This window comes from Syntrophorhabdales bacterium (genome assembly GCA_035541455.1).
Classification (GTDB): Bacteria; Desulfobacterota; Syntrophorhabdia; order Syntrophorhabdales; family WCHB1-27; genus JADGQN01.
Map to the genome: position 1 here is coordinate 1 of DATKNH010000096.1, position 15838 is coordinate 15838.

The 15838-nt window shown below is 54.5% G+C and carries 12 protein-coding genes; 7 read left to right on the plus strand and 5 right to left on the minus strand.

The features are described from left to right. Nucleotides 1-434, minus strand: a 434-nt coding sequence (locus tag VMT71_10165; GenBank protein HVN24322.1) for a universal stress protein, incomplete at its 3' end; no start/stop codon positions are given. A gap of 263 nt (nt 435-697) precedes the next feature. Here VMT71_10165 and dctP point away from each other — a divergent pair. The 7 genes from dctP to VMT71_10200 all read left to right on the plus strand — a co-directional run bounded on the left by dctP (nt 698) and on the right by VMT71_10200 (nt 8929). Beyond that, nucleotides 698-1741, plus strand: a complete 1044-nt coding sequence (gene dctP, locus VMT71_10170; GenBank protein ID HVN24323.1) for a TRAP transporter substrate-binding protein DctP — start codon at nt 698-700, stop codon at nt 1739-1741. A gap of 241 nt (nt 1742-1982) precedes the next feature. After that, entirely contained in the window at nt 1983-2489 is a 507-nt protein-coding gene (locus VMT71_10175; protein ID HVN24324.1) for a TRAP transporter small permease, read from the plus strand. 28 nt (nt 2490-2517) lie between these two features. After that, nucleotides 2518-3825 carry a TRAP transporter large permease subunit gene (locus tag VMT71_10180; GenBank protein ID HVN24325.1) on the plus strand — a complete coding sequence of 436 codons (1308 nt, stop codon included), beginning with the start codon at nt 2518-2520 and terminating at the stop codon, nt 3823-3825. A gap of 39 nt (nt 3826-3864) precedes the next feature. Next, a complete protein-coding gene (locus VMT71_10185) occupies nt 3865-4380 on the plus strand; it encodes a (2Fe-2S)-binding protein (GenBank protein ID HVN24326.1) in 516 nt (171 codons plus the stop codon). Then, complete coding sequence (locus tag VMT71_10190) at nt 4377-6740, plus strand: xanthine dehydrogenase family protein molybdopterin-binding subunit (protein HVN24327.1); 2364 nt, start codon at nt 4377-4379, stop codon at nt 6738-6740. The genes VMT71_10185 and VMT71_10190 overlap by 4 nt, the downstream gene beginning before the upstream one ends. After that, nucleotides 6741-7757 carry a xanthine dehydrogenase family protein subunit M gene (locus tag VMT71_10195; protein ID HVN24328.1) on the plus strand — a complete coding sequence of 339 codons (1017 nt, stop codon included), beginning with the start codon at nt 6741-6743 and terminating at the stop codon, nt 7755-7757. It begins immediately after the preceding gene. A gap of 158 nt (nt 7758-7915) precedes the next feature. Next, nucleotides 7916-8929 carry a dihydrodipicolinate synthase family protein gene (locus VMT71_10200; protein HVN24329.1) on the plus strand — a complete coding sequence of 338 codons (1014 nt, stop codon included), beginning with the start codon at nt 7916-7918 and terminating at the stop codon, nt 8927-8929. Between the two features lie 87 nt (nt 8930-9016). On the opposite strand, the gene fdhF is transcribed toward VMT71_10200, so the two are convergent. The 4 genes from fdhF to VMT71_10220 form a co-directional block, all read right to left on the minus strand. Beyond that, nucleotides 9017-11746: a formate dehydrogenase subunit alpha gene (fdhF, locus tag VMT71_10205; GenBank protein ID HVN24330.1), complete on the minus strand. Its 2730-nt coding sequence runs from the start codon at nt 11744-11746 to the stop codon at nt 9017-9019. A gap of 10 nt (nt 11747-11756) precedes the next feature. Continuing rightward, on the minus strand, nt 11757-13721 hold the full coding sequence (locus VMT71_10210; protein HVN24331.1) for an FAD-dependent oxidoreductase: 1965 nt from the start codon (nt 13719-13721) through the stop codon (nt 11757-11759). A gap of 200 nt (nt 13722-13921) precedes the next feature. After that, nucleotides 13922-14914 carry a branched-chain amino acid ABC transporter permease gene (locus VMT71_10215; GenBank protein ID HVN24332.1) on the minus strand — a complete coding sequence of 331 codons (993 nt, stop codon included), beginning with the start codon at nt 14912-14914 and terminating at the stop codon, nt 13922-13924. Continuing rightward, on the minus strand, nt 14907-15773 hold the full coding sequence (locus tag VMT71_10220; GenBank protein HVN24333.1) for a branched-chain amino acid ABC transporter permease: 867 nt from the start codon (nt 15771-15773) through the stop codon (nt 14907-14909). The genes VMT71_10215 and VMT71_10220 overlap by 8 nt, the downstream gene beginning before the upstream one ends. Nucleotides 15774-15838: the final 65 nt, after the last annotated feature.

The window sequence follows — 15838 nt, forward strand, 5'->3', positions numbered from 1 at the left end:
AGCACAGGGCACTTCGCGCCCTTCAGGACGTTCCTTGCAATACTTCCGATAAGGTATTTCCGCAAACCGGTCTGCCCGAGTGAAGCTATCACGATGAGATCGATTCCCTTCTCTTCTTCTTCTTTCAGTATCTCTTCCGAAGGATGGCCTTTTCTGACATCGGCGGTCACTTCGACTTCTTTGGCGGCAGGAAACTTTTCCAACTGCTTCTGCAGATTCTGCTTCGCAGAGGCCATCAGCTGTTCTTCGGCGCGTTGCACTTCAGCCGTCGGAAGGCAATAATCGTACACGCATTGTGTGATCTGTTCATGAATAACATGGAGTACGAAGACTTTGGCTTTGTACTGTGTAGCGATATCAAGAGCCTGCTTCAAAGCTTTGTCCGAGTATTCGGAGAAATCAGTAGGAACAAGAATCTTTGTTGGTCTGAGCATCGCACACCCCCGGGTTCAATATTTGCCTGATGATCTTCGCCGTTTGATGCAGGCCTTTACGGAAATATATGACGCAATTTCCAGTTGTCAATCGAACATGCCCTTCCTGGAAAATCCAATTCAGGAAGGCCGCCTGTAGAGGGTGTCTCCAGGACCAAAAATGCGTTGACACATTCTTATTCCGACGTTATCATGTGGTGTCATAATGCCAACCGAGTGCCGGTTCCCCACAAACGGTAATGAAGAACTAGGAGGAGAGAAGCATGGACAATGCAAAAGCATCTAAGGACAGGAAGCGTACACCCGTTATGCTCGCATGTTTGGTTCTGATTGTCGCCGTGACGCTCGCGGGGACAGCAACTGCCCAACAGGCCCCCCCGAAAACGGAAACGGTCACGCTCAACTGGTCTTCTTTTCTGCCGGGCTCTCATCCTGAGATGATAGCCTTTAACAAAGGATTTGTGGCCAAGGCAGTCGAGTTGTCCAAGGGCAGGCTTGCGTTCAAGTTCCGCGGCGGTCCGGAAACTATCGCGCTCATGGATCTGCCAAAGGCAACGCAGAGCGGTATAGTCGATTTCTCGATCATACTCGCCGGAGTCGTTGAGTCCGTGGCGCCGGGAGTCGGGGCAACGATCCTGAGCAGGATCTCGGTAGACGAAGAAAGAAAGAACGGCACGTACGCTTACATGGATCAGCTTTGCAACAAGGGAGCGCTCCACTACATGGGGAGGCATTCCCCGGCCAATGACCTGCAGTTCTTTAACCTGTTTCTGAACAAGAAGGTCGAGAAGCCTGAAGACTTCAAAAAGCTGAGAATAGGTACGGCAACAGCGGCCCGAGCCCTCACTGAAGGATGGGGCGCTGCGGCAGTCAACCTGCAGCTGACCGACTACTATACGGCCATGGAGCGCAATACCGTAGACGGGGTGTCCAGCTCAACAGCCTCTAACTGGGTAAGTTCGGGTTGTCAGGCAGTAACTAAGTTCATGCCTCTGCCAGGGTACCTGCAGAGTTCGCCGATGATCGTCATGAATCTGAATGTCTGGAACAAGCTGCCCAAGGAGCTGCAGCAGGCGGTTACAGACGCCATGATTTTTTCGGAGAAGACGAGTGGACAGGCATGGACTGAAGACAAGGTCAAAGCCCTCCAGAAGATCAAAGAGGCAAAAGTAGAAGTCTACAACTTATCACCCGACACAGCCAAATGGCTTGTAGATACGGCCTACGAATCCACATGGGCGTATCAGCAGAAACGGTTCCCCGATGTGACGCCCAGATTAAAAGTGCTGTTGTCCGGGGGCAAGTAGTACCGGGCCACGGGCATACGCCGCTGAAAGAACCGACAAGACAGCAAGAAAAGCGTCGCGACGAGCGTGACTCGGAAGACTGCGCTCTGTGTTCAGAGGATGGAAGGTAGATACTACATGGCCGGATGGAGATCGCTCAGTCAAACAGACTGAACAGCCAGAGAGATAGAGAAAGTGAGAGCAACCGCAATAGACCACCGGTAATTGACCTGAAAGACGTTGAACGGGGGAGAAAAGACTGATGAAATTTTTCATAGGACTCGGCAGGGTTTTCGATTACTTGAACTTAGTAATGGTAGTGATCAGCGCCATTCTGCTTCTGGGCCTTACTTTTATTGTCGGTGCAGATATCACACTCCGGTACCTTTTCAACAGGCCTATGGGATGGGTGAAGGAAGTGAGCGAGTACACCCTCGTGGGCATGGGATTTCTGGTTGCAGCCTGGATACTGAGGGATGATGGTCATGTCAAGATGGATCTCGTGCTGAACAAGCTGAAACCCAGGGCGCAAACTTTGCTGAACATCATCACGTCAATAATCAGCACGATTGTAGTTCTCATCATCACATGGTTCACCCTGAGAGTCATTCTTGAATTCTACCGTACCAAGCTTGTCATACCAACAGTTCTGGAGCCCCCGAGATGGATTCTCCTGACACCTATTCTCGTAGGCAGCTTCCTGCTTGCAATACAGTTCATACGAAGAACCTACAGCTATATCGGCAAGTGGAAGGGCCTGACTAAGTAAACATATCCCATTACGAAAGGGTTATTTCATGGAATGGCAAGTTGCGGTCCTGATCGTATTCTCCAGCCTGATCGTGCTCATGATGACGGGCATGCCTATTGCGATCTGCTTCATGTTCATCAACGTCATCGGAGCAGTGCTCGTGCTCGGGTATCCATCGGGCCTGGACTATATCGTCCAGAGCATGTGGAGCTCGCTCGCAACCTTCACGATTGCGCCCGTTCCTTTGTTTGTCATCATGGGCGAACTGATGTTTCATTCAGGGCTTGGGGGCGATGTCGTTAAGATCGTTGACCAGTGGTTGGGGCGCCTGCCGGGGAGAGGAAGCCTCATTGCAATCGGGTCAGGTGTCATCCTTGCTGCGCTCACCGGCGTCAGTATCGCGAGTGTCTCTATTCTTGGCTCGGTCCTTTTGCCCCAGATGGAGAAGGAGGGCTATCACAAGTCGATGATCTTTGGCCCCATCCTGGGTGGAGGCGGGTTGGCGGTTCTGATCCCACCCAGCGGCCTGGCTGTGCTGCTCGCGGCCATAGGCGAAATTTCGGTGGGCAAGATCTTGCTCGCCATCATCGGTCCCGGACTTCTTCTTGCCGCACTCTATTCGGCCTACATCATTATCCGGTGCGCGCTGAATCCGGCTCTTGCCCCGGTACGTGAGATGCAGAGAGTGTCCCTGAAGGAGAAGATTTCAAACTTGGCGTACAACATAGTACCGGTGGCTGCGATCATCTTCTCCGTTATAGGGTTCATGGTGCTGGGCATTGCGACACCGGAAGAAGCTGCTGCCAGCGGGGCCATTGCCACCTTGATTGTAGCCATTGCGCAGAAGCGCATGAATTGGCTTGTTCTCAAGAAGACGATCATCGGCTCGCTGAAGGTAACAGGCATGATCTTCCTCATCATCGCAGGAGCACGCGGTTTCAGCCAGGTGCTGGCCTATGTCGGCGCCACGCAGGCCATGGCCCAGTTCGTATTGTCTCTGCCTGTTCACCCTCTCATTATCATGGGCATCATGCAGGTGGTGCTGCTGATCCTGGGGTGTTTCATGGATTCTGCGGCTATCATTCTGCTGACCATGCCTATTTTCGTGCCCGCCATCATCTCTCTGGGATTCGACCCTGTCTGGTTCGGTGCAATTTCCGTTTTGAATATAGAAGTCGGACTGATTACACCGCCTTTTGGTGTGGCCCTGTACACGATGAAAGCGGTGGCTCCCCCGCAGTATACGATGACCGATGTAATTCAATCTGCTGTGCCGTTCATGTTCCTGCAAGTGCTTGCTATAGGTCTTTGCATGATCTTCCCATCAATACCGCTCTGGCTGCCAGGGCATTAGTAAAGGCTTCTTGTAGGGAGGTACGAGAGGAGTATGAATATGGGCCAAGCAGAGGGCTCGCGTGAAAACAGGAAACATGTCACGATGACCGTTAATGAAAAGAGGGTTGAAGCTGACATCAATCACTACATGACCCTTGCTGAGTTTCTCAGGGAAGAACTCGATCTTACCGGCACGAAAGTCGGCTGCAACCGGGGCGAATGCGGAAGCTGCACGGTCATACTTGATGGCGAGGCTGTCTACTCGTGCACAACGCTCGCGGTAGAGGCGGACGGTAGAGAAGTTCTAACAATAGAGGGAATGCCTGTGAAGGGAAAGCTTCATCCGCTCCAGCAGGCGTTCATCGACCACGACGCGCTTCAGTGCGGGTATTGCACGCCCGGCATGATACTCTCTGCCAAGGCCCTGCTGGATAAGAATGCCCATCCCACCGAGCATGATGTGCGTATTGCTATTGACGGAAACCTCTGCCGGTGCGGTTCTACTCCGAATGTCATCGAAGCCGTTCTGGAGGTTGCCGGAAGGTTGACAGAAAAGAGAGGGGACGGGCAATGAGCGAAAGCAAGCTGCTCGTCAAAGGTACTGTGCCTCCCCCGTTAGACAGAGAATTGACTGTCGTGGGCAAACCGCTCAACCGATATGATGCTCTTGAGAAGGTCACAGGAGAGGCGAAATACGCAGGAGACATCAAACTGCCTGGCATGCTCTATGGAAAAACGCTTCACTGCCCCCATCCGCGCGCGAGGATCCTGAAGATCGATACAAGCAAGGCAGAGGCTTTACCAGGGGTCATGGCCATCCTGAACAAGGAAAACACGAAGGGTTGGAGGACGTGCTGGTACGAGGTGCCCGAGATCGCCTTTCCCGAAACTATCACCCATGAAGGCACTGAAGTAGCGGCAGTGGCGGCGGTCGACGTTGTTACTGCAAGAAAAGCCCTTGAACTGATAGAGGTGGAATACGAGGTACTCACCCCAATGCCGCCCGCGGAGGAGGCCTTGCAGAAACCGGTTCCTCCGCTCGTTGGGGACGAGGAATATCCTGGAAGGGAGATGTTTGACAGGAAGCCTTTCGTGATCCAGCGGGGTGATGTCGAGAAAGGCTTTGAGGAAGCCGAGGTAATCGTGGAGGACACCTACACCACGCAGGTTTCCCACCACGGGACAATTCAGACGCGCGCCTGCGTGGCCAGCTGGGATGGTCATGAACTTACGGTCTGGGATGCCGCACAGGGCGTGTGGAATTCCAAACGGGCACTCGCGAAGTCTCTCGGCCTCGATCCGGAGAATGTCAGGATAATTGTGCGTTACCTTGGCGGAGGTTTTGGTTCCAAGGCGTGGTCGCACAGGATAGTATATTATGCTGCCAAGCTTTCCATGGTAACGGGAAGGCCCGTGAGAATGGAACGCACCCGAAACGAAGAATTCGTGAATCATTCACGCAGATACGACACCACAATGTATCTCAAGATGGGAGCGAAGAAGGACGGCACGCTCACAGCTATTTTTCAAAAGGCCATTGTGGATATAGGAGCGGCGGCGACCGAGGAGAATTATTATTGCAGACAGATCATCTGGCACACGGCAAATCTTCACGCGTGCCCGAATGTCTACCTGGAGCAGACGGGCGTCAGTACGAACAAGCAAACAACAGGCCCCACCCGCTCTCCCATGAACATGCAGGCCATATTCGCTCTGGAATCGCACATGGACCGGATGGCGGTGGAGCTTGGTATCGATCCTTTTGACTTCAGAATGAAGAACTACGCGACCTATCAGTCTGTGGGCACGGCAGAGGCTCACATGATTAGTGATGGCACAACCACGTTTGCTGCAAAGATTCCTTACTCGAGCAAGATACTGGACGAATGCATGAAACTCGCTGTCGACGCGATCGGCTGGGAGAGGAGAAGAGCGCCGGTCAGCGACAACAAGGGCCCACTGAAGCGCGGTATGGGCATGGCCTCCTACCTGGTGCTCCAGGGCGTCGGTCTTTACCCGTACGTGGCCGAAGCTAAAGTGGTGATCAACCCGGATGGCACCGTCAATCTCTTCGTGGGTGTTGTTGATATAGGGGGCGGACAAAAGACCATACTGGGGATGATAGCTGCCGAGGAGTTGGGGGTGAGAGCGGGTGACGTGACAGTCTTCATCGGCGACACCAAGGATACCCTCTATGCCCCTTCATGTCACGCGTCACGCTGTACGCCTGAGATGGGGCCGGCGGTTCTGCAGGCAGCTGCAGAGGCACGGCAGCGCGTTTTTGAGCACGCAGCCTTCCTGCTGGATACCGATGCCGGGAGGCTACGATCAAAGGACGGGATGATCTATGTACAATCAGACCCTTCGCGATCGGTTTCATTCAGGAAGGCGTGCCGGAACATGGCGCCGGACGAAACGATCGTTGGCATAGGCAGCAGGGCACCAAATCCGGCCGAACCCATGATGGCCACATTCGGGGCGCAGACCGTGGAGCTTGAGGTGGATACCGAGACCGGCCGTGTGAACATCCTGAAATGCGTGGCTGCCCAGGATTTCGGCAAACCGATAAATCCAAAGCTGTGCACATCCCAGGTATATGGCGGCATCGAGTTCGGCGTAGGCTTTGCGTTAACAGAGGAAGGCCTCTATGATCCAAGAACAGGAAAGCTCCTGACGGGCAATTTATCCGATTACAGGATGCCGACTTCGCTCGATTTCCCGCCTGTCGAGGTATTTCTCCCCGAATGCGAGGATCCTTATTTTGCCTACTCAGCCAAGGGGGCAGGCGAGAATACCAATGCCCCCACGCCGGCAGCGATACGTAACGCCCTGTACAACGCCACAGGTATCTGGTTTAACGACCTTCCCATCACGCCTGATAAGATCATCAGGGCAGCGCGGGCTGCACGCGGTCAGGCGAAAGGAGCGCGTTGAATGTTGTTCGAACTGCCGGGCTTTGAGTATAAAAGTGTGACAGATGTGCAGGAAGCAGTTTCGTATCTCGCGCGCTATGGCGAGAAAGCCAAGGTGATAGCAGGTGCAACAGACCTGCTCAGCCTCATGAAAGACCGCATTGAGGGTCCGGCGCTCAAAACCCCGGAGGTGCTCGTCAACATCAAGAAGATCCCGGGATTGAACGCAATAAGCTATAAAGAAGGAAATGGGTTGCGTATTGGGGCGACGGCGACACTGAAGCAGCTTGCCACCTCTGACATCATACGGGAGAAGTTCCCTGTAATCGCAGAGGCAGCCCTTCACGTGGGCACAACCCAGCTGAGAAACATGGGTACGCTGGGGGGCAATCTCTGTCAGAGGCCGAGATGTTCCTATTTCAGGCATCCACACTTTATCTGCTTTAAGAAGGGCGGCGACAGGTGTTATGCGATTTCCGGCGAACATCGCTTCTATCACGCTATCATGATGCACGGGAAATGCGTGGCCGCGCACCCTTCAGATCTGGCTCCCGCACTCATAGCGCTGCGAGGCAATGCTGTGATCGCCGGCCCACGGGGAGAACGGAGGGCACCACTCGATACGTTCTTTACGGGAGCCAACAGCCTGGGTGAGACGGCGCTAGAGCCGGATGAGCTTCTTACGGGAGTCGTGGTTCCTGACCAGCCCGGCTCGGGTCAGGTTTTTCTAAAAGAACGGATACGTCACGCTGCGGATTTTGCTCTTGCCAGCGTGGCTCTCTCGGTGCGGATGCCGGCGCGGGTCTGTGAAAAGGCGAGGATAGTGCTTGGCAGCGTAGCCCCGGCGCCGTACGTTGCAGCAGCGGTAGAGGATATGATCACCGGAAGAAAGCTTGACAGAAGACTCATCGCAACGGCGGCAGAGGCTTCGGTTACGGAAGCAAGGCCTCTGCGGATGAACGGCTACAAGATGGACCTCGCCAAAGTGCTGGTGGAACGTGCACTGACGCGTGTTGTGAAAGATCTCGAAGGACGGTAGAATACTGTGGCGAGCCCCCGGAGATGACAGGCGACTGAGGATTTCGCAGATGAATGTGTTGTTAACGCGGCTTCTCCCTCTTTCTTTGTGCGACGGAGAAGGTTGTTGCGGGCTTAGTGCATTGGATAGAATACTCTTAATGATCGAGGAGGCAAGGAATGGCCAAGAATAGCGGTACAAAATGGGATCGTATTTTCACTGCTGTAGTTGTTCCTTATAAGCGGGGGACATTCGAGATCGATTACGGTGCGTACCGGAAGCTGCTGCGTTATTTTCTGCAACCGAAATTTGTTGATGCAGGGGGAGCTATTATCGTCAATCCCGAGGCCGGAGAAATTTTCTATCTGAGCTATGAGGAGAAGAAGAAGATTGTTGAGATCGCCGTAGAAGAAGTTGCAGGCAAAGTGCCGCTCTTTGCAGGCGCCATAGATGCGACAACCGAGGGGATAGTCCGCGATGCAGTGACGGCGAAGAAAGCGGGTGTGGACGGGATCTTTTTTATTCCCCCCATGGGATCAGGGGATATCACCTATGCATGGAACCCTGAAAAATATCCCGAGGTGTGGATCGACATAGCAAGGGCTATCGATAAAGCCGTCAACCTGCCGATCATTGTACACCCAACATCGGGAGTGAATCCCATGTATGGTGTAGGTCTACCGGTCGGCCCTACACTCAAGATGTGCAATGCGGTGCGCAACATAGTGGGCTGGAAGATGACGTACAATTATCCGGGATGGAAAAGTGTGGGTGAAGGGCTCAGGTCGCTCGACCACCACGTCGCCATCCTGGGTGCACCCTCTGATTTGTGGCACGTCTTCCTGATGCTGGAGATGTTTGACGGAACCGTCAACGGAGGGCTGAACTATGGCATGGAACCGATGATCGACCACATTCAGGCGTGGAAGAGAAACGATCTCATGGAAGCACGCAGAATCTGGAATGCAGGGTTAGGAAAGTTAAATGATTTTGTGTACGCGGATTACGCCAGGTTGCACGTGCGCTACAAAATAGGTGCGTGGCTGCGCGGATTCCTTGCGCATCCTTTTATGCGGCCGCCGCAGCCCCAGGCGAAAAAAGAAGAGATTAAACAGATGGCCGCGCTCTTGAAAGGCACCGGTCTGAAAATTGTTGACGAAAGTGAGATCAAACAGATCCTTTCCAAACTCTGAGACAGATCGTCCTCAGATGCAAAGGCCATCTGCGTCTCTTTGCGGATGGCCTTTCAGTTTCCTGCCACAGTGATTGCTCTTACGGGGTTACGCTTTCTCGACGCAGACTGAACAGACTTTCAGCTCCGGAATCTTCGCAACCGGATCGAGTGCATCGTTCGTCAGCCGATTAATCGGCGCCTCACTGAAGTGAAACGTGGAAAAGACCACACCGGGCGCAACCTTTCCAGGCACCTTTGCGCGTATCTGGATGTTACCGCGGCGGGACGTCACCGTAACGAGGTCGCCATCGCGAATTTTCAATTTTGCTGCATCATCCGGATGCATTTCAAGAAGAGCCTCGGGCGCGAGCATGCTCAAGCTGCGGCAGCGGCGCGTCATGGTCCCTGTATGATAATGGTACTGTATACGCCCGGTTGTGAGCACGAGCGGATAGTTCTCGTCCGCCACCTCCGCCGGCGGCTCATAGTCTATAGGGGTCAGGAGCCCCTTGCCGCGAGGGAATCTTCCCTGGTGGAGAAAAGGCGTCCCCGGATGATCAACACTCGGGCACGGCCACTGAATACCTCCCTCACGATCAAGCCGTGAATAGGTGATTCCAGCGTACGAGGGCGTCAGGCGCCGGATCTCCTCGAAGATCTCCTCCGGTGAGGAGAAGCGGGCCTTGATACCCATGTTTCTCGTGATCTGCTGGACGATCATCCAGTCAGGGACGCTGTTTCCCACAGGCTGAATGGCAGCCCTCACGCGCTGTACTCGTCGCTCGGTGTTTGTAAATGTCCCGTCCTTTTCTGCCCACGTGACGCCGGGGAGAACAACGTCGGCGAGTTGCGCCGTCTCCGTCATAAAGATATCCTGGACCACCAGGAATTCCAATTTCTGCAACGCTTCCTGGATATGGGCTGAATTGGGGTCTGAAACTACCGGGTTTTCTCCCATCACGTAGAGAGCACGGAGCGTCCCCGCCAGCGCCGAAGGGATCATTTCCGTAAGTGTTAATCCGGGCTCATCCGGCATGTATGTAGCCCCCCACACACGCGCAACTTGTTTTCTGATATCAGGGTCAGAGACAGACTGATAGCCGGTGAAGACATTGGGTAAGGCCCCCATGTCGCATGCGCCCTGCACGTTGTTCTGGCCGCGCAGCGGGTTCACGCCGGTAGAGGGACGGCCAAGGTTCCCCGTGATCATGGCGAGATTTGCGATGGACTTTACGTTTGCTGTCCCTGTCGTATGCTGCGTGATACCCATCGCATAGAGGAAGGTCGCATTGCCTGCCCGGCCGATCAATTCTGCTGCCGCCTTCAGATCGGATGCCGGAATTCCTGTAATCTCTTCCACATGTACAGGCGTATACTTCTCGAGCACAGCAGCCAGTTCCTCGAAGCCTTCGCAGCGCTCCTCAATAAATTTCTTGTTGTGCAGGTTATTCTTGATGATCCAGTGCATCATGCCGTTGAGCCACGCCACGTCAGTGCCGGGTCTCGGGCGCAGCCAATAATTCGCCTGGTCCACGAGGTCGATGCGTCTCGGGTCGACCACGATCAGCTTTGCCGCGTTGCGCTCTACCGCGCGCTTTATTGAGTGGGCGATGATCGCGTGGTTTTCAGTCGTGTTCGTCCCCGTCACCACGATCACGTCAGCTTTTACTATTTCCTCGATCGAATTCGTCATTGCACCGCTTCCGAATACGGAGGCCAGACCGGCCACGGTGGTGGAGTGTCAGAGCCGCGCGCAGTGGTCCACATTGTTGGTACGGAACGCCTGCCGCACCATCCTTTGGAACAGGTAGTTCTCTTCGTTGGTGCATCTGGCACTGGACAGGCCGCCCAGAGCCTGCGGACCGTGTTTATCGCGTATACGGCCGAACTCGCGGGCCACGCGGGTCAAAGCAGCCGACCACGAGGTTTCTTTGAGCTCTCCCCTCTGGTTGCGGACCAGGGGTTGTGTCAGCCGGTCCGGGCTGTGAATAAAGGCGTAGCCGAATCTGCCTTTCACGCAGAGCCTGCCGCGGTTGATGCCAATGTCATCGCGTGTCGTCACCCCCACGACGCGGCCGTTCACCACATTCAGATCGAGCTGACAGCCGACACCGCAGTACGTGCAGGTCGTCTGCACCTTTGTGGTCTCCCAGGGTTTGCCTTGCTGGTGTACCAGTCGCTCGTCGATTGCGTTCACCGGACAGACCCGCATGCATTCCCCGCAGGAAATGCAGCGGGACGGAGTACCCGGATCTGACATTACAGGCCGGATTACCGTTTGCGCACCGGCACCGCTCAGGGTGATTGCGCCCAGACCGCGTATCTCCGCACAGATCCTGACGCATCTCCCGCACAGGATGCATCTGCGGGGATGGTAGTCCAGAATGGGCGTCGCGTAAGGCTTCCACGGGAATTCTTCCGTGGCGATGACGTATCGGGCAAAATCGAAGGTGGTGAGATCATACTCGTACGCCATATCCTGGAGGCGGCACTGACCATTCTTAGGACACGGTGCGCAATTGAGCGGGTGATGTGCGATGATCATTTTCATGACTTCCCGCCTGAGATGGAATAGCTGCTCCGAGCGGGTTACCACACGCATGCCTTCGAGAGCCTGCGTGTTGCAGGCCGTAGCGGGCCGGTCAGTTCCCTCGATGGTGACAAGACAGACCCGGCATGAGCCTATGGGTTGAAGTTCCGGGAGAAAACAAAGCGTCGGAATACGCGCGCCGGCTTTCCGTGCCGCGTCAAGAATCGTTGCGCCTTCAGGCACGCTCACTGCTGTGCCGTCGATATACAGGGTGATCCGCTTGTTGATTTTCTCTGGGGTCTTCATCGTTGGTTGATTATTCCTCCGTTACGAACATGGCCAGACGGTAGCAGCGCAAACAACGCTCTGCTTCCGCAATTGCTTCCTTCGGCGAATAGCCTGCTTCAACCTCATTGAAATCGCCGGTGCGTTCGTTGACCGGCCGCATCTCAGGATGGCTTCGCGGCTTGTTGCCTGTTCTGTTGACAGGAGACTGGGGCAGGTTCATCGACTTGAGCATCTCGAACATTCGTTGCCCTTCGGGCGCGCACATCTTTTCACCCTTGAGATAGAGGTCAATTGAATGGGCTGCATGCAATCCCTGCCGCATAGCGTCAATCAAGGCTTTGGGGCCCGAGACGCAATCACCACCGGAGAAAACCCCTTCCTGGCTGGTCATGAGCGTCTCCTCATCGACTTCCACTGTACCCCATTTGGTTGTCTTCACCAGGAAGTCGCCCCCGAACATCGAGAAGTCGGTTCCCTGGCCTATGGCCGGGATAACTACATCACATTCCAGAAAAAAATCAGAACCTTTTACTTCAACCGGCCGTTGGCGCCCGGATGCATCCGGTTCGCCCAGTTCCATGCGCACACACGTCAATCCCGTCACCCTGTTGCTTGCCGATTCAAGCCTGATAGGGTGGGTCAGGAAGTGAAACTCAATGCCTTCATCCCTTGCGTCCCGGATTTCCTCGGCATCCGCAGGCATTTCATGCTCGGTCCGCCGGTAAACCACTCTTACCGTGCTGTAGCCGAGGCGGCGGGCACTGCGGGCACAATCCATCGCAACATTTCCCCCGCCGATCACTACCACGCTTGTGCCCTCCGGCGGCACAAACTCGTTTTTCGGCAGGAGAAGATTCACGTTCTTCAGAAAGGTCACGCCGGAAACCAGGCCCAGAGGCTTGCTCTCCTCTCCGGTGATACCCACCTTCTTGCCTCCGTGCGCGCCGATTGCGATCAGAAGGGCACCGAATTCGGCGCGAAGCTCCTTCATCGTTTTATCCCGTCCGACCTGTACGCCATAATGGAATTGCACGCCTGTCTCAGCGATGCGGCTTACCTCAGCCGCGATGATGGAGCGGGGAAGACGGTAGTCGGGAATTCCTACGGCGCTCATTCCGCCGGGCTCAGGCAATTGCTCGAATACGTCGACGGGGTATCCTTTCTGTCTCAGGAAAAACGCCGCCGTCAGGCCGCAGGGACCGGAGCCTATGATTGCAACCTTTTTGTCCGAAGTTAACGGCGCCGGCTCCATTTTTTTTGACCGTGTCGCTGCGTAGGATTGAATCTGATCCGTAACGAAGCGTTTCAGGTATTTTATGGAAATCGGGTCATCCAGTTCCTCTCGACGGCAGGCGAATTCGCAGGGTCGGACACAGACGCGGCCGCAAATGCCGGGAAGGGGGTTCTTTTGCCCTATGATGGCAAGGCTTTCGTTATAGTTGCCGCTGCGTATCGCATCGACATAATAGGGAATGTCCAGATGTGCCGGGCATGCCTCAATACACGGTGCGGTAAGGATAGAATGGTAAGCGCCCCTCGGCACCGGGCGGCGCTCCCGCACGGCTTCTTCGAAGGCCTCTGGCATGAGTTCCATAATCTTCAGAAGCGCGTTCATGGACGTGTGACCAAGCTCACACATGGACGCGTCCCTGATCACTTCTGCCAGCTGCCGTATATCGCTGATGTCCTGCTCGCGACCGAAGCCCGCGGCAATTGAGCTTAGTTTGTCGCCCACTATCTTGGTACCCACGCGGCAAGGTGTGCAGTAGCCGCAACTCTCCTTCTGTATCCTCTGCACATAGTGCCTTATCATATCGACCACGGGTGCCTCACGATCGAAGATGAAGAAACCATCCCATCCGATAAAGGCTCGGTGCCGGTTCCCTTCCTCAAAATCCTCAAACCCGGGGAAGGTTTCTTGGATCACCCTCTTTGGTACTGCGCGGTTGTCGATTACGGTGTCCTTCCAGTACCCTAAAATCACCCTTGCCATGGAACTTCCTCCCTCACGTGCGCATCCAAATAGTAAAGGTTATAACACGCTGCTCCTGTTTCCCCGCGTGAGTTGGCCAGTACTTCAATCGATAGTGGAGCCCAAGCCTACCTGATGCCCGCCGAAGCTAAATTCGGTGTTTTAAAACGGGGAAGGGCCGGTGCGGTACGGTATACTATAACACAAAAGCAGATCTGCGTTTACTCTATACTCAGGACCTTGTGCGAGGAGCCTAGGAAGCGACCCATGCCGACTTTGCGGAAGAAGGCTGCCATGGGGCTCAGAGTTACGAGCCCTCCGGGGGAGAAGATGCCAACGGATGCCAGGATGAGCCCCAGCATCGTCAGGTGCAAAGATTTGATCCATACCGGAAGCCACGTTGATGTCCACAAAAACTCTTCGATGATCAGCATGAAAACAGCGCCGAATATGGGGCCGAGAAAAGTTCCGGTTCCTCCAAGCATGACCATGGTTACGGGAAGCAGCGCCTTATCCGTACCAAAGACGACTTCCGGATCGATGTACGCCGAGTACCAGGCATAACCCGCACCCAGCAGGGCAGGGAAGGCCGAGCTCAGAATATAGGCAGCCATCTTTCGTCTGTTCACATTGATGCCAAAGGCTTCGGCAACTTCTTCATCTTCACGTATGCTGAAAAGAGCGAGGCCGAATTTCGATTTTGGAATCCAGTAGCAGACGATGACTGTCAGCAGAGCCACTGCCAGGAACATGTAATAGGTCTGGTACGGCCTGTATCCCGGTGTCAGGGAGATTCCTTGCGTGCCTCCTGTGAAGTCGCGGAGGCTTCCGGCGACGAGTTCAAACAGTTTAATCAGTCCAAAGTTAGCGAGCGCAAAATACCCGCCCTTGAGCCGCAGAAAAGGATAACTGATCAACGTTGCGAAGATGAGGGTTACGACAACGCCTGTAGCCATGCAGATAACAAAGGGAACTCCCTTGGCGTAGAGAATGGCGAAACCGTAGGCGCTGATGCCGAAAAACGCGTAGTGGCCGAGGTTGACATACCCGAGATAGCCTGCGGTGATGTTAAAGCTTGAACCGATACCTATGTACATGAAGAGAAGGAGAAGGAAAACAACCCAGTATGGGTCTACAAATTTGGGGACGAACAGAAGACCGATCAATGCAATGAGCCAGAAACCGTTGGATGGTGTGAGGAATTTTTTAAACATGCTTGAACAACCCCTGGGGTCTGAGGAGCAAGACGAGGACCAACGTAAAAAACGCGACTGTAAGCGACCAGTGGGAACCTATAAAGAAACCCGCAAATGTCTCGGCCACTCCCAGGATCAGCCCTCCGACCAACGACCCGATCAAGCTGCCGGAGCCACCCAGCATAACAATAGCGATGTAGCGAATAGTCAGAGGAAGACCGATGAATGGTCCGATGGTAAACTGCAAAACATAGAAAACCCCGGCAACCGCAGCGAGCGAGATTGCAATGCCGAAGACAAACGTAACCACTTTAGGAACATTAATGCCGATGACGGTTGCACCCTCACGGTTCTGAAGGATCGCGCGTATTGCCTTTCCCATGAATGACTTCTTCAGATAGAAATGGAGAAAAAGAGTCAGCGCGATAATCGACAGCAGGATGGTCAGGCGCAGCGAGGAGATAACGATGCCGCCAGCCATTATTGCAGGCATGGAAAAGGAAACGCCTTTTACCGTGGGTCCCCAGATGAATGAGGTGGTATCCTCAATAGCGGTCGCAATACCGACGGTGACGACAATGGAAGAGAAGAGCAGTTGCCGCGGGGGACGGTTCAAAATGGGCTTGATGAACGTCCTTTGGTAGATGAAACCCACGCACACAAAAAGAGGGATGACGATGAGCAGAATCAAGAAGGGATTCCAGCCGGTGGCGCCAAAGATGATGTACGTGACCAGCCCGCCCAGCATGAGAAATTCCCCGTGGGTGATGTTGAGCACGTCTGCAATGCAGAAGATGAGAGAGAGCCCGAAGGCGGCAAGCGCATAGGTGCCGCCCTGGAGCACTCCGGCGAGAATCAGTTGGATTAGGATCTGCACGTTCAGCACTTGATGCTCCTGACATTTCCCCTAGTGAGCAGTAAGCAGTACGCAGTACGCAGTAA